Below are 17460 nucleotides of genomic sequence, written 5' to 3'. Positions count from 1 at the left end.
CCAATGCAAAAAGACAGCAAAAAAGAGACCACGAAACGCGCAGTAACAAACCCCATATCATGAGGTATTCCGCGCCTAGTGGTCTCTCCAAGTCTCCAGACATGTATTCACTTAATGATCATTATACCATAGAAAATGCTAATGAAAAGCCATTGCCGCATAAACGGCTTTTTTCCAGCCGCTGTATAATTGCTCCCTTACGTCTTCCTCCATGGTTGGCTTGAAGCTTTGCCCCATGCTCCATTTGCTGCAGATTTCCTCCTGATCCTTCCAGAAGCCGACAGCGAGCCCCGCCAGGTAAGCGGCACCGAGTGCCGTTGTCTCCGTAATGTTCGGCTGTTCCACCGGAACATTCAGGATGTCGCTTTGGAATTCCATGAGAAACGTGTTGGATACAGCCCCTCCATCCACCCGCAGGGATGTGATGCCATAGCCGGAATCTTCTTCCATCACGGATAGGACATCCCGAGTTTGATACGCAAGCGACTCCAGGGTTGCACGGATGAAATGCTCCTTCGACGTGCCTCGCGTCAGGCCGAATACGGCCCCCCGGACATCGCTGTTCCAGTATGGACTGCCGAGTCCGACAAAAGCTGGCACCACGTACACGCCATCTGTTGAGTTGACCCGACGCGCATAGGGCTCACTGTCCTTCGCCTCGCGGAACATCCGAAGACCGTCGCGCAGCCACTGGATCGCCGAGCCGGCCACGAACACACTGCCCTCAAGCGCATACTGTACGCCGCCATCCAGTCCCCAGGCGATCGTGGTGATCAGCCCATGCTCGGATTTTACGGGCTGGTCGCCGGTGTTCATTAGCATAAAGCTGCCGGTTCCGTAGGTCGTCTTCACCATGCCTTCCGAGAAGCAGGTCTGCCCAAATAGCGCCGCCTGCTGATCGCCGGCTGCTCCGGCAATTGGAACCTCGCGACCGAAGAAATGATAGGAAACGGTATTGGAATATACCTCGGAAGAAGGCCTGACTTCGGGCAGCATGGCCATGGGGATATCTAGGAGTTGCAGGAGCTCCTCATCCCATTTCAATTCATGAATGTTGTAGAGCATCGTTCGCGATGCGTTGGAATAATCGGTCACGTGCGCCTGGCCTCCGGACAGCTTCCAGATCAGCCAGGTATCGATGGTTCCGAATATAATGTCTCCGCGCTCGGCCCGCTCACGGGCACCGTCTACATGATCGAGGATCCATTTGATCTTCGTTCCCGAGAAATAAGGATCAATCAAAAGTCCGGTCTTCTCCCGAACCATCCCGTCATGTCCGGCGGCAATCAGCTCCTCGCAGATGCCCGCCGTCTGGCGGGATTGCCAGACAATGGCGTGGTATATCGGTTCGCCACTATTCCGATCCCAAACCACGGCCGTCTCCCGCTGATTCGTAATTCCGATTCCGGCAATCTGATCCGCCTTCACGCCCGCTTCGGATAAGCATGTCGCGATGACCGCAAGAATGGAGCCCCATATTTCATTGGCATTCTGCTCCACCCAGCCCGGCTTGGGAAAATACTGCGGAAACTCCTTATGAGCCGAGTGTACGATTTCTCCTTCCTTGTTGAACAGGATCGCCCGCGAGCTTGTTGTTCCTTGGTCAAGCGCCAGAATGTACTGCTCCAATCAACTTCTCCCCTTCCGCATATGCATTTAACCAAAGATAACGTGCAGGTGGAAACGTTGTCAAATCCATTATTCCGTAAGCGAGAAACCTAGCAAGTCCTGCAGCAGGACTGAGGCCGCACCCATTAACTTGTCTTCCTCGCCAAGGGAGGCCAAACCGAATACCATGTCCTCCTTCAGAATCGGCAGCGCATGCCGGTCTATATAGCTGCGGACCATTTCCAACAAATTCGGATTTCCATGCGCCATTTCCCCGCCCAGGATTAGCGCTTCGGGATTAAACATATTGACCAGATTGACGATGGCTGCTCCCAGAAGCTCCGCCACTTCCTCATTCAGATCCCTCGCCAGCCTGTCCCCTCTGCGAAGAGCTTCCTTGAATACGGACGGAACAATTTTACTGTAATCTCCCCCGCTGAGCTCCTGGATTAGCGTCGGTCTCCCCGTTGCAATTGCCGTTATAATTCGCGAATACACGGCCATCCAGCTGATGTAACTGTCGAGGCAGCCTACATTGCCGCATTCGCAGCGGATGCCGCTGCGGTTTACGCTCGTATGCCCGAATTCGCCGGCACCGCCATGCTTGCCCCTTAGGAGATGATCGTTAATTAAAATACCGGAACCAAGCCCGTCGCCAATGGAGATATAAATCAGGTTCGCAAATGCGTAATCGCCAAATCGGCGTTCAGCCAGTACAACGGAATTCATATCGTTCTCCACCCAGGTGCGCAGTCCATAGCGTTCTTCAATAATCCGTTTCAACGGAACATCGGTCATGCGAAGTTTCGTGTTATAGTGCACCATGCCCTGACTATCACTCACAATACCCGGCACGGTAACGGAAATCCCGACACACCGCTCTAAGTCTTCTTGGCCTGTCATGAAATTGTCCATCAGGCTCAGCAGCCGCTCGATAACGGCTTCTCCTTGGAGTCCGGCTAGAGGATGCGTTTCCTTCTGGAGCACCTTCGCCTCCAGATTCATGCGGGCCAGCATCATAACCGAATTCGTTATCGCTACAGCGAACAAATGATGATTATCCGGATTGAATTTAAGCAGAATGGGTTTTCTCCCTCCGCTGGAGGAGCCCGTTCCAATCTCGGAAACGTAGCCTTCCTTGATGAGTTCCTGTACGGCTGAGGCGACCGTGGAGGGACTCAGCTTGTTTTTTTTGGCCAGATCGATTCTGGATATGGGTCCCTCTGTGCGGATCTTGTTCAGCACCCTGGACCGGTTTAATGCCTGAATCAGCTTATGGTCACCTTTTTTCATATTGTTCAAGCAAGCTCAACCTCTCTATCGTTTCTTCGCATAGTGCGACTTTCTGTATCGGAAAAATGAGGATAGAATCACTATAACATGTTCCAGAACTGAATAAAAACTTATTCCATTACTCGAAATAAGATGTAACGTTAGATCTCATGCTGATTCTCTCATATTGTGAAAAAAAGAATTTAAATGGATTTGAAATCGCTGTCTTGAAAAATAATCGAGGGGATTATATAATCTTTCGCAATAGAAGCTGGTTGTTCTGTCAAGAAAGATAGCATATCGATGTTAACTTTTTTCGACTTATGGAATAACTATTGCTTTTTACATCACTTACATAAAGGGGGCGCATATGGGGTCCGCTTCACTTCGAACAAACCGTACGACCAACCACGCTTGATCAAAAACCATGTGAATTCAAGGAGGGTTATCTGATGAAAAAAAGAATGTCTGTCCTGATTTCGGTATTATTCGTGTTCACCGCGTTACTGTCTGCTTGCGGAGGCGGCAATGCCTCTGGAGGAGAAAACGGCAAGAAGGTCATCAGCGTCGCTCTATGGGACGAAAATGTGCGGGACACGCTGGACAAGTCCATTAAAATTTTCAATGAGAAGCACCCGAATGTTGAAGTGAAAGTGACTTACACCCCATGGGCCGATTATTGGACCAAGCTGAAAACCAGCCTCGCCGGCAACAGCGGTCCTGACGTCTACTGGATGAACGGTCCTAACTTTCATTCCTATGCCTCCTCCGGTCTGATCAAAGACCTGTCTCCCCTAATTGAGCAAAGCGGTCTGAACACCTCGGTTTATACCGAAGCGCTCGTCGATATGTACACCTATCAGGGTAAACTTCACGGACTCCCTTACTTCCAGGATTCCGTTGGACTTTTTTACAATAAAGAATTGTTTGACCAAGCAGGTCTGCCTTATCCCGACAAGAGCTGGACCTGGCAAACCGTCGAGGAGAACGCAGCCAAGCTGACGGATAAATCGAACGGCATTTATGGCTTCATCGCGCCGATCGACAGCCAGATCGGATACTACAACTTCATTGCTCAAGCGGGCGGATACGTCATCTCGGACGATAAGAAATCATCTGGATTCGATACACCTGAAGCGCTATCGGCCTTCCAGTGGGAGCAGAGCTTGATTGAAAAGGGTTATTCCCCAAGCGCCCAGCAGCAGCTTGAAACGAAGTCCCGCCAATTGTTCGGCTCCGGCAAGGCCGCTATGTTCCCGGGGATTTCGGTTAACTCCCCCGAGTTGTACAAGCTTCTCGGCGATAAACTCGGTGTCGCTGAACTTCCTGCCGGCAAGGAAAAGGCATCGATCGTTCATGGACTCAGCTGGGCCATCAACGGCAAGACGAAGGTCGAGCAGGAATCCTGGGAGCTGATTCAGATTCTTTCCGGCAAGGAAGGTCAGGAATTACTCGCCGAATCTGGATTCTCGATGCCTGCATACAAAGGCACGGAGGGCGGCTGGCTGAAGTCCATCCCTTCTCTTGATCTACAGGTGTTCGTGGACAGCCTGGAGTTCGCCGTACCTTATCCCGTATCCCAGAAAACGGCAGAGTGGCAAGACGCTGAAGTCAAGGAAATTCAGGCGGCTTTCCTCGGAAAGAAATCGTTTGAAGAAGCACTGAAAAATGCCGGCGAACAGATGAATGCGATCCTTGCGACAGAAACGAAATGACAAGCGGCCACGCCCAATACGGAAATTAAGAAAGGACGGTGCAGCCTGTGAGCTCTCCCATCACCGTGACCACAGAACCTCCTAAAACAACAACCAAGCGAAAAGTTGGGAAACTTGCCGTACACGAAGCTGTCTGGGGGTATATCTTCATTCTTCCTGTTGTGCTGGGCCTCGGTCTGTTCTATATGGCACCTTCCGCAGCATCTCTGTTCCTGTCGTTTACATCGTGGGATGGATTAACTTCACCTCAATTCATCGGATTCGATAACTTCGCAAATTTGATGAAGGACGACAAATTCACCGGTTCCTTGCTCAACACGATGCTGTATACGGTCGGTACGGTGCCATTATCCGTTGCACTCGCAACGGTGCTGGCCGTGCTCTTGAACCAGAAGATCAAAGGCATGGTCTTCTACCGCACCCTCTATTTCATTCCCGTGATCACCATGCCGATCGCGGTCGGCATGGTATGGAAATGGTTATACAACTCCGAATTCGGATTGATCAACCATGTGCTGGGCGTCATGAACCTTCCGCAGCCCAACTGGCTGTTCGATGAGCGATTCGCCTTGTTCTCCATCGTGCTTGTCAGTGTCTGGAGCAGCATCGGATACAATGCCGTCATTCTGCTGTCCGGTCTGCAGGGCATCTCCGGCAGCTATTATGAAGCGGCTTCGCTTGACGGAGCGGGGACGCTGTATAAGTTTTTCCGAATTACACTTCCTCTGCTCACGCCTAGCTTGTTCTTTGTCTTGGTCATGTCCTTCATCAATTCGTTCCAGGTGTTTGACCTGATCTTCATCATGATGGATCAACAGACCACGATGCTGGAATCCACCCGAACGGTTGTGTACAGCATCTGGGAAGATGGCTTCAAATACTTCAACATGGGTTACGCTTCAGCGCAGGCCTTCATTCTCTTTATCGTTATTCTGATCATCACCATGGTCCAGATGTATATTCAGAAGCGCTGGGTCCACTACCAATAACAGGAGGTGTGTAGATGTGAATACTTCAACCAATACGGGAAAAGCAAGCCGTCTAGCGGTCCACATCCTGTTAGCTGTCGGGGCGCTGCTCATGATTATGCCGTTTCTGTGGATGATATCCACATCCTTCAAGTCCTTTGCGGACTCCATGTCCGTTCCGCCCAAATGGCTGCCTGTGGAATGGCACCCGGACAACTACCTGCGGGTCATCCAAACCATCGACTTCGGTACCTATTACTTGAACACCATAATCGTGACGGTGGGACGGACGGCTGGCCAACTCATTCTGTGCTCCCTTGCAGCCTATGCATTTGCCAGCTTGAGATTCCCTTTCAAGAACGCCATCTTTCTCGCGCTCTTGGCCGTGTTGATGGTCCCCTCCCAGGTCGTTATGATTCCGAGCTTTGTCATCATGCGCGAGTTCAATTGGCTGGACACATTCTATGTGCTGATCGTACCCGGCATATTCAGCGCCTTCGGTACATTCTTACTGAGACAGTTCTTTATGACACTGCCGAAGGATCTGGAGGAAGCCGCCAAAATTGACGGCTGCAGTTACTTCCGGATTTACTGGAATATTTACTTGCCTTTATCCAAGGCGGCTCTCGTCTCCCTGGCGATCTTCACCATATTAGCCTCATGGAACGATCTTCTGTGGCCGCTCATCATGACAAGCTCTGAGGAGATGCGCGTGCTTTCGATCGGGATTTCCAGCTTCCAGGGACAACATTCCACCGATTACCCGCTGCTGATGGCAGGCGCCCTAATGGCTACCCTTCCCATCATCATTCTGTTTATCTTCCTTCAGCGTTACTTCATTGAAGGCATTGCCATGAACGGGATTAAGGGATAGAACTCGGAAAGCACGAACCATGCAGAAAAAAGAGTGGACGGAAATGTTACAGGGTTAGTTATTGGAGCAAGTACCATGGGAAGAACCCATGGTACCGCCTATGCTTCGATGCCGGGCGTTAAACTTGCCGGTATTGCCGTCCGGATGGAGGAAGCGCAGCAGAGTTAGAGGACAGACATGGCGCACAGAGGCCTATGCTTCATTCGAAGCAGCGGCACAGAAGGCGTACTCGTGGTATTTGAGAAGGTCTTCTGTGCTTTTTATCATTGCGCATCCGTCAATCTAGGTTCAAATGAGTGCTTGAATAATATGGATAGCGGGGCTATAATCACGTGTAAGTAATCGAGTTACCGGAATATGTAACCAACATCTTATACGATCAGGAGTGAGGCAATCTATGATTAAAGCAGGCGTGCTTGGAGCGGGAGGCATGGGCGCTGTCCATATCAAAAACCTTCACGGGAACGAACACGTTCAGCTGGCTGCAATATGCGATACCAATGAAACGTTAGCGCAGCAGCAGGCCGAACTGTACGGCACAGCTTACTATACGGACGGCAGCACGATGCTGGAGCAAGAGCATCTGGATGTGCTGTATGTGTGCATTCCACCATTTTGCCATGGGGATATCGAAGAACAGGCAGCCGCAAAGGGCATTCACCTCATGGTGGAGAAGCCGCTGGGACTGGACGCCCAGTCCGTCCGCCACAAAGCCAAGGTCATTGCTGAAAGCGGAATCATTGCAGCTTCCGGCTACTGTCTGCGGTACCTGGACACGGTTGCGATTGCCAAAGACTTTCTCAAGGACAAAAAAATCGGCATGGTTCGCGCCCACTACATTACAACACCTGTACCAACTCCTTGGTGGCGCAAAAAGGAATTATCCGGCGGACAGCTAGTTGAGCAATCAACGCACACCATGGACTTGGTTCGCTACCTGTGCGGCGATATCACCCGCCTGTATGCTGATATGAAGCTGCTGCTGGTAGTAGACGACATCCCGGACCTCGATATTCCGGATGTGGGCGCCATCCAATTCGTGTTGGATTCCGGAGCCGTCGGCCATATGCAAACTGGATTTATCCAGTTCGATCACCGCAGCGGAATCGAGATCATGGGCCGCGACTTCCGCGTCGTTCTGGACGGAACCACGCTCTCCATTGTAGAGAAGGAGAAAGAGATCGTTTATCGGAGCAAAACGGACTTCTACAAAAATCTTACCAACGCCTTGATCGACGCCATTCGTAACAACGACCCAAGCCTTGTGCTGGCATCTTATGAAGACGGCTTCAAGACGCTGGAAGTGACGCTCGCGGCCAATGAATCTGCGGAAACTGGAAAACCCGTTATCCTACAAGCATAATAATATGGGGCATGCTCATGGTCTGAAAACTTTGAGCATGCCCCTTAATTTTGAATTGGCATGGAGTAGCACAGTAACATATATGCTTGTCAATCCACCCGTTTCGCATTCTTGTGCAGAGATATACTCGCCCCGCTCTTATAAACCAAGCGAAATATACTTCACCTCCAGGAACTCATCCATTCCGTAGTGCCCGCCTTCCCGGCCCAGTCCACTCTCTTTGAATCCGCCGAATGGTGCTTGCGCCGTCGAAGGTACGGGATCATTCACGCCCACAATCCCGTAGTCCAGCGATTCCGCAATGTTGACCGCTTCGCCTAGATTCTGCGTGAATACATAGGCGGCTAAGCCATAAGGACTGTTATTGGCTCGCTGCACCGCTTCGTCTATCGTCCGGAAAGTGGTAATCGGCGCAAGGGGGCCGAAGGTTTCCTCATTCATACACTCCATGTCATCGGTTGCGTTCATGATGACCGTCGGCTCAACATAATTGCGACCCAGCTCAGATAATGCTTGACCTCCTGCCAGAATGACGCCGCCCTTCTCTTCCGCGTCCTTGATCTGTCTTACGACTTTATCCACAGCGTCCCGGTTAATCAAAGGACCAATATCGACGCCGTTCTCCAGTCCATTTCCTACCTTCAATTGCTTGACAAGCTCAGCAAACTTCGCGGCAAACGCCTGCGCAATGCCTTCCTGAACATATACCCGGTTGGCACACACGCAGGTTTGTCCCCCATTGCGGAATTTAGAGGAGATTAATCCGGCAGCCGCTTGGTTCAGGTCAGCCTGATCCGTCACAATAAACGGCGCATGACCGCCAAGCTCCAGCGATATTTTCTTGACGTTAGCGGCAGCTCCGGCCATCAGCTGTTTCCCCACCTCGGTTGATCCTGTAAAAGACAGCTTTCTTACACGGCTGTCCGCCTGCCACACGCTGGAAATGTCGCTTGAAGATCCAGTTACGATGTTAATGACCCCGGCAGGAATACCAGCCTGATCGGCAAGCTCTACCAGCTTGATGGCCGTGAATGGCGTCTCACCGGATGGCTTGATCACCACCGTGCATCCTGCGGCTAAAGCGGGCGCCACCTTACGGGTAATCATGGATGCCGGAAAGTTCCACGGCGTAATCGCTGCTACGACGCCAACGGGCTGCTTCGTTACGATGATGCGTTGGCGGCTGGATGATCCGGGTATGGTCTCGCCGTAGATTCGTTTGCCTTCCTCCGCATACCAAGCCACAAAGCTGTTGGCATATTGTATCTCGCCTGCTGCTTCCTTCAGCGGTTTCCCCTGCTCTGTGGTCATAATCCGCGCCAATTCATCCGTATGCTCCGCTATGAGTTGATGCCAGCGGCGCAGCAATTCCCCACGCTCATTCGCCGTCCTGCGGGACCACGCCGGAAAAGCATCGGCTGCCGCATCGACGGCCAGGGCTGCTTCCTTCTTGCCAGCCTTGGACACGGTACCTATCACCTTGCCATCCGCCGGATTATATACATCCATCTGTTCTTCGGTCTGAATCCATTGTCCAGCAATATAGATTTTATTTCGAAACATAGTAAAGACCTCCTCATCGTCTCTTCAGGCTGCAAGTGTCTATTGATCATCATCTTCTAGGTCACGATTTGTCCTTCTTATTATCCGTTATCCACTTACCCTAATGCAAAAAAATAAAACACCGGAGCTCATGTGAAAGCTCCAGTGTTTTCTATATTCATAACGGCTTCAATATCTTATTTAATCGCTGCGTCTACTTCCGTGATCATTTCGGATACGGACGTCAGGCCGCCACCGGAAAGATACCAGAAATCCGGATTCAAGTAAACGATGTTGCCCTCTTTCGCCGCGTTCGTTGTATTCACAAGCTCGTTCTCAACGACCGCTTTAGCGCCTGAATCCCCTTCGCCTGTGGCAACCGCTGCACCACGATCGACAACAAAGAGATAATCCGGGTTCATCTCAACGATGTACTCATTCGAAATGTCTTTACCATGTGTGCTGACTTCGATGTTAGGATCTACAGCTCCGAAACCGAACACGTCATGCAGAATGCCGAAGCGGGAACCTGGTCCGTATGCACTGATTTTGCCTTCGTTAGCCAGGATGATCAATGCCTTCTTGCCGGTTGCTGTAGCTTTCTCATTCAAAGCTTTGATGTTCTCGTCAATTGTAGCAAGCTCTTTTTCAACTTCTGCTTCTTTACCAAAGATTTGACCCAGCGTGTTCATGTTTGCTTTAAAGGATTCCATGTATTTGCTTGTATCCACACCCAGGAAGATGGTTGGGGCAATTTTGCTGAGTTCATCATACGCATCTTGCTGTCTGCCGGAAATGATGATCAGATCCGGTTTAATGCTGTTGATTTTCTCGAAGTCTGGCTCTTTCAAGCTGCCCACATTCTCATATTTCTTGTCTTCGAATTTGGACAGGTAGGCCGGGACATTCGCTTGGGGTACGCCCAGAACCTCAACGCCCAGTTTATCGACAGAGTCCAGAATACCAAAATCGAAAACAACGACGCGGGAAGGATTCTTCTTAACAAGTGTATCGCCCAGTTGATGGGTAATCGTGATTTCATCGGTTGCAGCCGGTGTATCTCCAGCTGCATCTCCGCCGCCTGCGCCGCTTGTTTTATTATCTTGACCACAAGCCGCAAGTACAAGCGTGAACATTGCTACCATAAATAAAGCTAACCATTTTTTCATTGTTTACACCCCATTTTTATATTTAAAAGCTACTATAATTCAACATATATTTGAATTTATGGTTGAATATGTAATTCGATTTGAACAGACTAAACCATGCCGTCCTGTATCCAAGGCAGCCCTGTCCTTGTCTATGATTAAGGATTCCGTGCTTCTGTTCCCCCAGAATCCTTATCCTCTACTCTCTACTACCATGTCGCTTAGCCGTAGTAGACGCATACCCGATTGTCATTAATCTCTTCGATTTCAATGTCCATGTCATAGATTCCGCGAAGCACATTGCTCTGAATGATGTTCTCGGTCTTCCCTTCGCTTTCAATGGCTCCATCCTTCAATGCCACGATGTAATCGGAGTAGAAAGAAGCGAAGTTGATGTCATGAATCACGATGACAATCGTTTTGTTCAGATCAGCGACAAGCTTTCTGAGAATCTTCATAATCTGTACGGAGTGTTTCATGTCCAGATTGTTCAGAGGCTCATCCAGCAGGATATACTCTGTATTCTGGGCGATGACCATCGCAATGTAGGCGCGCTGGGTCTGACCGCCGCTGAGCTGATGAAGATATTTATGCTGCATATCCCCTAGCTCCATATAAGAGATCGCCTCATCGACGTATTTCTCGTCTTCCGCGTTCAATCTGCCCTGAGAGTAAGGAAAACGACCGAAGGATACAAGCTCACGCACCGTCAGACGGAGACTGATATGGTTGGATTGTTTCAGGATCGAAACCTTCTTTGCCAGATCGCCGCTCTTCCATTGACTAACCTCTTTACCGTCCACCGTAATTTGTCCGCTGTCCTTGCCTGTTAATCTGCTAATCATGGACAGCAATGTACTCTTGCCGGCACCGTTCGGGCCGATAAAGGACGTAATTTGACCTTTCGGGATCGTAACCGACACGTTATCAACGACTTTTTTGCCGCCATAGACTTTCGATACGTTCGTAACCTGGATCATGCTTTACTCTCCTTTAGTAGCAGGTATATGAAGTAGACACCGCCGATGAAGTTGATAATGACGCTAAGCGTTGTTGAGAAGGTAAATACCCGCTCTACAACCAATTGTCCGCCGACCAGCGCAATAATGCTAATCAGTATGGATGCTGCAATTAAATACGAATGCCTGTACGTCTTCATAACTTCGTACGCAACATTGACAACCAGGAGCCCGAGGAATGTGATCGGCCCTACCAAAGCGGTAGCCACCGAGATCAGAACGGCAACCACAATCAGAAGCCGCTTCACAACATAATCATAATTCACGCCGAGGTTGATCGCCTGCTCACGGCCAAGCGCCAGCACGTTCAGGTACTTGGCAAATCGGGCAAAGTACAGCAAGGTCAGCACAACGACAATGACCGACAGGACCAGAAGCTCGGTCTTCACATTATTAAAGCTGGCAAACATTTTGTCGGCCACAAACTGGAACTCGTTCGGGTCAATCAACACTTCCATAAAAGAAGACATGCTCGAGAACAGGGTTCCAAAAATCATGCCGATCAGCAGCAGGAAGTAAATGTTGTTTCCTTCCCTTTTGAACAGAATCTTATATAAGACTCCGGCGAATAGGATCATCCCGCCGACGTTGATCAGAAAGTTAACATTGCTGCCCAGTTTGTACAGCGTGAAGGATCCGAAGACGAAGATGACGGTGGTCTGGATCAGTACATATAAGGAATCTAATCCCATAACGCTTGGCGTCAGTATCCGGTTATTCGTGACCGTTTGAAACACCGTGGTAGACAGAGCGATCGCTCCGCCGGTCAGAATGATGGCAAGCACCTTCTTGATTCTTCTTGGAAGCGCGTAATCCCAATTGCCGCCAAGATCAATGAACAGAAAGACTGCCACCAGGATGATTGCCGCTGCGGCCAACAGGCCGAGTTTGGCTTTATAAGTCATAAGCCTTTCTCCTCATCAGTAAGAAAATGAATATACCGCTTCCGAGTACGCCCACGGTTAGACTAATCGGAATTTCATAGGGATAAATAATGATCCGGCCCAGGATGTCACAGAACAGTACGAACCCGGCCCCCAGAAGCGCGGTATGCGAAAGGCTTTTTTTCAAGTGGTCTCCTAAGTACAAACTGACAATATTAGGTATGATCAGACCAAGAAACGGAATCACGCCGACCGTCAGCACAACAGATGCCGTAACCAGCGCCACGATGACCAATCCCAGATTCACAACTCTCCGGTAGTGAAGACCCAGGTTGGTTGCAAACTCCTCTCCCATTCCGGCCACCGTAAACTTGTTGGCGAACAGATACGCCAGAATCAAAAGCGGGATACTAATATAGAGCATTTCATACTGGCCCTTCATGATCATGGAAAAATCACCCTGAAGCCATGCGGACATATTCTGAATAAGATCATATTTGTATGCAAAGAAGGTGGCTATCGAACTCACGATATTACCAAACATCAGCCCTACGAGCGGGATGAAGATCGCATCCTTGAACTTAATCCGATCCAGTATCTTCATGAAGATAAAGGTTCCTGCCAGAGCGAATACAAATGCCACGAGCATTTTGATAAGCGGACCGCTTGTCGTGAAGACGAGCATGGCTACCAAAATCCCCAGTCTGGCAGAGTCCATCGTACCTGCCGTGGTCGGCGATACAAACTTATTGCGGCTGAGCTGCTGCATGATCAATCCGCAGATACTCATGCTGACACCCGCCAATATAAGACTGACAAGCCTAGGAATCCGGCTTACAAGCATAATATGCTGTTGTTGTTCTGTCATCGAGAACAGTTGCAGTGGAGAGATATCTTTAACTCCAATAAATAATGAGATTATCGAGAGTACCACAACGGCTGCAAATAAGTATCTAATCTTCATGGCTCTTCCTTCTATGCGTATGTCTCTAAAATATCCGGGATCTCGCAATTTCCAACGCCATTCTCATTGAGATTGATTATCAATCGCGCTCTGATATGCATTATATCATCCTCATTCTGGCTCGACAAGTGTAATTGAGAATCAAAATCAATTAATTTGTTCATACTTGTATATTTTGTTCATGAATTGTTCATAATATGAAGTTTCGAGAAGACATAGCTAATATCCTCAGGTAGGAAGCACTCCTTTCGTTTAAACCTCCATATAATGAAGCTTCTCAAAAAGCCAAACGGATTCAATTCATATTTAATAGATAAGGGAAATTATATTTAATCAAAAGTCGTTGACAATTACTCTAAGTTATATTAATATACTAACATAAATATTATTCCTAACTAAACGTAAGTTAATATGGAATGATAATTAAAAATATTGCTAAATAAGCAACATGCATATTTGCTTGAAGTAAAGGACATCTTCTTATCAGGCGTATGCAAATTCGATTACACCAGGAGGTTTTTTTTCAATGTCTAAAGATTTTTCAACTGCACTCAAAAGTCGCCGTTCTTATTATGGGATTAGCAAAGAATCCGTTATCTCGGACGAGCGTATTCAGGAAATCGTAAACGAAGCGGTTAAGTATACCCCGTCTTCTTTCAACTCTCAAAGTGCACGCGTCGTTGTATTGCTTGGCGAACAGCATGATAAACTGTGGAACATCACGGAAGGCATCCTGAAGGAAGTCGTTGGCGATGAAGAAGCATTCAAATCCACTGCCGAAAAAATGGGTGCATTCCGCGCTGGTTACGGTACGGTATTGTTCTTCGAGGACAACAACGTCATTGCCGGGCTGCAACAGAACTTTGCCGCTTATGCCGACAACTTCCCGATTTGGTCCAACCAATCCAACGGCATGCTGCAATTTGTAGTATGGACATCCCTTGAAGCAGAAGGTCTGGGTGCATCCCTGCAGCACTACAACCCGCTGATCGACGAAAAAGTAAAATCCGAATGGAACATCCCGGAAAGCTGGAAGCTGCTTGCTCAAATGCCTTTCGGTAAGCCGGTTGCTGAACCAGGCGAGAAAGAATTTGCACCGCTTGAAGATCGCGTAAAAGTATACAACTAATTAAATAGATGAAAAAAGGCCGCCTCCCTAAGTTCCCGCAACTTGGATAGGCGGTCCTTTTATAATGGGCAAAGATTGAAAAACCGATCACTAAGCGATACAATTAGTCAAGTAAGAACCCTCGAACTTCTAAGATAACAGAAGCTCCGGGCAAACTTGCGATAACCAACTACATAGGTTGTTGGCTGTACTAGGGGTGCCATGTGCTGAGAGACGGCGGTTTGCCGTTAACCCTTAACACCCGATCTAGGTCATACTAGCGTGGGGAAGTGTAGCATTTATGTTTATTTCTTTTCGTAGGCATAACTGCACTTTCTTCACGGGGTGCGGTTTTTTTGCGTGGACTTATATCATGGGGAGGAAATAACAATGAATGAGCTTGTGTGCGGAACCAGTCGGATCGTCGGGTGCCGGTTCTCGGTATTTCCCATGACGGACCGGTTTGTGGAGGTCATCATGGGCGCACTACATTCCGTGGATACGGGGAAGGTATGGATTCAGACAGATGATGTGAGCACCTGTATTCGTGGACGTGCAGAGCATGTCTTTGATGTGACAAGGGCGATATTCGCCTATGCTGCAGCGAGTGGCGTGCATACCGTTTTTAATGGTACTTATTCCATCGGTTGCCCCGGAGATACGGACGCCGATGTATATATGACCGAGGATTCGACTCTCTTAAACAACGACATCGGGGAACATGCCGATATTGAGACTGCTTGCCAATTCGCTCTTTACCCCATGGGTACCGATGACTACATGGATGTCATCTACGGTGAAGTTAATCGTACGAAGGCAGCCGGGACATTCGCCGGAAGCGTTCATTACGCCAGCCGATTGGATGGGTCACTGGCCCAGGTGTTTGGATCCCTTGAAGAGGCTTTTTTACATGCGATTCAATCCGACAGCAGCCATTTGGTCATGACTGCGGTTGTATCCGCACACAGCCCTTCGGTCAAAGCCGCATCGAATTGAGCCTCATCGAGGCATACAAAAGCCCGGCAAGCGCCGGGCTTCCTGTCACTACTGCCAAGAATCTTGACGGTTTAAACCCAAGCACTCAAGATAATTACGAGCAGGATAAAGAGAACCAAAATAATTCCTACTGAATTGTTCCATCCACCGCCGCCATATACTCCGCTCATGAAGATCCCCTCCTGGATTTAAAGAATGACGTGATGTAATCACGCTATTATAGTATTTCCCGTCTCGTGCTAGTGTCACGGCTAATGTACCCCTCTTTTTATTCTATTCCTCATAACCAATGAGAAGCTTGCCTCCGTACGGATGGAGCATTTCCTCGGTGAATGCCATAAGAACTGAAGGATCATCCTGGCGATACATCGCCGTGAGCGCTGCTTCCAATCGTTCTCCCAAGATCGAGTCATAGCGGTTGAACAGACGGAACAGCGTTTTCCCTTCACCCGTCCACTCCCGGTTCACCCTAAGTACAAAATCACAGAGAATCGCCGCTATTTTGTGCACCGTAAACCACTTTTCGGCATCCCTTCGGGGACTCTGCAAATCCAGCAGGTACTCGGTTAGCATATAACGGTATTCGTTAATGTCGGTTAGCGTCAAGGGCATGGGTCCGTAATTCAAGTCGCTTCGGGCTTCCGCCTGCACCTCTTCCCCCTCAGGCAGCGCGTGCAGCACCGTCCCTTCTACGACCATCCGCTGCAATGAAGGATTCGCCGCGATCACTCCCTCATCGAAATATTCGCGGTAGGAGGATAAAGACAATATAAATATTTCCGCGATCCACCCATGTGCCTCTATCGTCTTCCTGCTGAAATCATGACCATCCCGTTCAATGACTATGAGGTCCAAATCGGATTGTTCATTATGTTCACCTCTGCTCGCGCTGCCGCCAAGCACAGCAAGCAAACAGTTGGGATAATCGTATTGTATGATGCGTTCCGCTGCCTCTACCGGTTCCATCCTCATGACGTTTCCTCCAGTATAATTCTGATCCTCCCGAAAAAAGGGCTCAAAATATCTAATTCAGCTAAAACCCTAAACGTACCTGAATCATATGGTAAATAAATAAACGATTACCCTCATGTTGATGACAAGGAAGAAGGGATAGATGAGATGAACTATATTCATATGCTCTCCAAATTAGGTATGGGCAGTGCCCACCCGGGAGGATTCGAGGCAACCCTCCGAATGCTGAAGAATTATCCCATTCAACCGGGCAGCCGCATTTTGGAGGTCGGGTGTGGAACGGGCAGAACTGCATGCCATCTTTCGGAGATGGGGTATCAAGTAACAGCCATTGACCTGAACGAAAATATGATCAAAAAAGCCCGTGCAAGAGCCGAAGCGATGGAAATCGACGTGCAGTTCCAACAAGCGGATGTATGCGCATTGCCTTTCGAGGACAACCAATTCGACCTAATCATGGCCGAATCCGTTACCGTATTTACGGATACTACGAAATCACTGCCCGAATATTATCGCGTTCTGGATCATGGGGGCGTCCTGCAGGACAGAGAATTGCTGCTTGATAAACCCATGCCGGAGGCAAAACTTCAGGAACTGCTCGAATTCTTCGGAATTCCTAATCTCATGATGAGGGAAGAATGGGCGGACTCCCTCTTGGCTTGCGGGTTTAAACAGGAAGAAGTTCTGGAGTACAACCACTTCAATGACCAGTTAAAGGAAGAGCAAACACGTCATCTGGATACATTTGAACAGCGCGATAAAGGACTCCTGTTCGATGTGGCGCTCTGGGAAACGTTGTTCAAGCATGACCGCATGATCCTGGATAATACCGATTATCTCGCTTCCGCCTTATTCCGGGCTGTAAAATAAAATCACTTCATATCTGTGCATCAAGTGGGGATTCGCATATTTGCTGCGTATCCCCTCTCCCTCCTCAATTTCAGTCCTTTCGACCTAATCCAACACTTTTTGTCAATTCGTTATATCTAGTTTTGCCTGTCGATGCTATAATCATGGTAAATATATC

General features: G+C 48.9%; 16 protein-coding genes and 1 riboswitch. Of the genes, 7 read left to right on the top strand and 9 right to left on the bottom strand.

From position 1 onward, the window contains the following. Positions 1–138: 138 nt before the first annotated feature. Complete coding sequence (glpK, locus tag AB4124_RS19815) at positions 139–1629, bottom strand: glycerol kinase GlpK (RefSeq protein ID WP_076325066.1); 1491 nt, start codon at positions 1627–1629, stop codon at positions 139–141. A gap of 69 nt (positions 1630–1698) precedes the next feature. Then, entirely contained in the window at positions 1699–2901 is a 1203-nt protein-coding gene (locus AB4124_RS19810; protein WP_441974192.1) for an ROK family transcriptional regulator, read from the bottom strand. Between the two features lie 431 nt (positions 2902–3332). Between AB4124_RS19810 and AB4124_RS19805 the strand changes: the two genes are divergently transcribed. The 4 genes from AB4124_RS19805 to AB4124_RS19790 all read left to right on the top strand — a co-directional run bounded on the left by AB4124_RS19805 (position 3333) and on the right by AB4124_RS19790 (position 7800). After that, positions 3333–4595, top strand: coding sequence for an ABC transporter substrate-binding protein (locus AB4124_RS19805; RefSeq protein WP_441973963.1), 1263 nt, complete (start codon positions 3333–3335; stop codon positions 4593–4595). 47 nt (positions 4596–4642) lie between these two features. Continuing rightward, positions 4643–5584, top strand: coding sequence for a carbohydrate ABC transporter permease (locus AB4124_RS19800; protein ID WP_076325068.1), 942 nt, complete (start codon positions 4643–4645; stop codon positions 5582–5584). 16 nt (positions 5585–5600) lie between these two features. Beyond that, positions 5601–6437, top strand: a complete 837-nt coding sequence (locus tag AB4124_RS19795) for a carbohydrate ABC transporter permease (RefSeq protein ID WP_379404813.1) — start codon at positions 5601–5603, stop codon at positions 6435–6437. Positions 6438–6834: 397 nt separating this feature from the next. Beyond that, entirely contained in the window at positions 6835–7800 is a 966-nt protein-coding gene (locus tag AB4124_RS19790) for a Gfo/Idh/MocA family protein (RefSeq protein WP_441973962.1), read from the top strand. Positions 7801–7938: 138 nt separating this feature from the next. Here AB4124_RS19790 and AB4124_RS19785 read toward each other — a convergent pair whose 3' ends face one another. From AB4124_RS19785 to AB4124_RS19765, 5 genes are all read right to left on the bottom strand, one after another. Further along, entirely contained in the window at positions 7939–9363 is a 1425-nt protein-coding gene (locus AB4124_RS19785; RefSeq protein WP_441973961.1) for an NAD-dependent succinate-semialdehyde dehydrogenase, read from the bottom strand. A gap of 176 nt (positions 9364–9539) precedes the next feature. Continuing rightward, the gene (locus AB4124_RS19780) at positions 9540–10511 is read right to left on the bottom strand and encodes a siderophore ABC transporter substrate-binding protein (protein ID WP_441973960.1); all 972 of its coding nucleotides are present in this window, start codon (positions 10509–10511) and stop codon (positions 9540–9542) included. Between the two features lie 200 nt (positions 10512–10711). Beyond that, positions 10712–11470: an iron ABC transporter ATP-binding protein gene (locus tag AB4124_RS19775; protein WP_076325073.1), complete on the bottom strand. Its 759-nt coding sequence runs from the start codon at positions 11468–11470 to the stop codon at positions 10712–10714. After that, positions 11467–12414 (bottom strand): iron chelate uptake ABC transporter family permease subunit, encoded by a 948-nt coding sequence (locus AB4124_RS19770; RefSeq protein ID WP_098747217.1) that lies wholly within the window; start codon positions 12412–12414, stop codon positions 11467–11469. The genes AB4124_RS19775 and AB4124_RS19770 overlap by 4 nt, the downstream gene beginning before the upstream one ends. Then, positions 12404–13357, bottom strand: a complete 954-nt coding sequence (locus tag AB4124_RS19765; protein ID WP_076325075.1) for an ABC transporter permease — start codon at positions 13355–13357, stop codon at positions 12404–12406. Before AB4124_RS19765 ends, AB4124_RS19770 begins: the two co-directional genes overlap by 11 nt. 526 nt (positions 13358–13883) lie before the next feature. Here AB4124_RS19765 and AB4124_RS19760 point away from each other — a divergent pair. Both AB4124_RS19760 and AB4124_RS19755 read left to right on the top strand, forming a co-directional pair. After that, a complete protein-coding gene (locus tag AB4124_RS19760; RefSeq protein ID WP_339290883.1) occupies positions 13884–14486 on the top strand; it encodes a nitroreductase family protein in 603 nt (200 codons plus the stop codon). A gap of 182 nt (positions 14487–14668) precedes the next feature. Further along, a riboswitch (TPP riboswitch) is annotated at positions 14669–14771 on the top strand. 84 nt (positions 14772–14855) lie between these two features. Then, positions 14856–15461, top strand: a complete 606-nt coding sequence (locus tag AB4124_RS19755) for a YkoF family thiamine/hydroxymethylpyrimidine-binding protein (protein ID WP_339266344.1) — start codon at positions 14856–14858, stop codon at positions 15459–15461. A gap of 71 nt (positions 15462–15532) precedes the next feature. Here the strand turns inward: AB4124_RS19755 and AB4124_RS19750 are convergent, their stop codons facing one another. Together AB4124_RS19750 and AB4124_RS19745 are read right to left on the bottom strand one after the other, a co-directional pair. Beyond that, entirely contained in the window at positions 15533–15631 is a 99-nt protein-coding gene (locus AB4124_RS19750) for a sporulation protein YjcZ (RefSeq protein WP_076325078.1), read from the bottom strand. A 103-nt stretch (positions 15632–15734) separates the two neighbouring features. Next, on the bottom strand, positions 15735–16433 hold the full coding sequence (locus AB4124_RS19745; RefSeq protein WP_441973959.1) for a nucleotidyltransferase domain-containing protein: 699 nt from the start codon (positions 16431–16433) through the stop codon (positions 15735–15737). Positions 16434–16580: 147 nt separating this feature from the next. Here AB4124_RS19745 and AB4124_RS19740 point away from each other — a divergent pair, with 147 nt between their 5' ends. Next, a complete protein-coding gene (locus AB4124_RS19740) occupies positions 16581–17303 on the top strand; it encodes a class I SAM-dependent methyltransferase (protein ID WP_430105156.1) in 723 nt (240 codons plus the stop codon). The last annotated feature ends 157 nt before the right edge of the window (positions 17304–17460 follow it).

This window comes from Paenibacillus sp. 2KB_20 (assembly GCF_052115765.1).
GTDB lineage: Bacteria > Bacillota > Bacilli > Paenibacillales > Paenibacillaceae > Paenibacillus_AQ.
Note: the sequence above shows the minus strand (reverse complement) of the source record. Positions and strands in the feature narration are given on the sequence as shown.

Excerpts from the sequence above, each read along its gene's own strand:
- AB4124_RS19775 (WP_076325073.1), bottom strand. The coding sequence starts at position 11,470 with ATGATCCAGGTTACGAACGTATCGAAAGTCTATGGCGGCAAAAAAGTC.
- AB4124_RS19745 (WP_441973959.1), bottom strand. The coding sequence starts at position 16,433 with ATGAGGATGGAACCGGTAGAGGCAGCGGAACGCATCATACAATACGAT.
- AB4124_RS19805 (WP_441973963.1), top strand. The coding sequence starts at position 3,333 with ATGAAAAAAAGAATGTCTGTCCTGATTTCGGTATTATTCGTGTTCACC.
- AB4124_RS19760 (WP_339290883.1), top strand. The coding sequence starts at position 13,884 with ATGTCTAAAGATTTTTCAACTGCACTCAAAAGTCGCCGTTCTTATTAT.
- AB4124_RS19740 (WP_430105156.1), top strand. The coding sequence starts at position 16,581 with ATGAACTATATTCATATGCTCTCCAAATTAGGTATGGGCAGTGCCCAC.
- AB4124_RS19765 (WP_076325075.1), bottom strand. The coding sequence starts at position 13,357 with ATGAAGATTAGATACTTATTTGCAGCCGTTGTGGTACTCTCGATAATC.
- AB4124_RS19785 (WP_441973961.1), bottom strand. The coding sequence starts at position 9,363 with ATGTTTCGAAATAAAATCTATATTGCTGGACAATGGATTCAGACCGAA.
- AB4124_RS19750 (WP_076325078.1), bottom strand. The coding sequence starts at position 15,631 with ATGAGCGGAGTATATGGCGGCGGTGGATGGAACAATTCAGTAGGAATT.
- AB4124_RS19790 (WP_441973962.1), top strand. The coding sequence starts at position 6,835 with ATGATTAAAGCAGGCGTGCTTGGAGCGGGAGGCATGGGCGCTGTCCAT.
- AB4124_RS19755 (WP_339266344.1), top strand. The coding sequence starts at position 14,856 with ATGAATGAGCTTGTGTGCGGAACCAGTCGGATCGTCGGGTGCCGGTTC.
- AB4124_RS19810 (WP_441974192.1), bottom strand. The coding sequence starts at position 2,901 with ATGAAAAAAGGTGACCATAAGCTGATTCAGGCATTAAACCGGTCCAGG.
- AB4124_RS19780 (WP_441973960.1), bottom strand. The coding sequence starts at position 10,511 with ATGAAAAAATGGTTAGCTTTATTTATGGTAGCAATGTTCACGCTTGTA.
- AB4124_RS19770 (WP_098747217.1), bottom strand. The coding sequence starts at position 12,414 with ATGACTTATAAAGCCAAACTCGGCCTGTTGGCCGCAGCGGCAATCATC.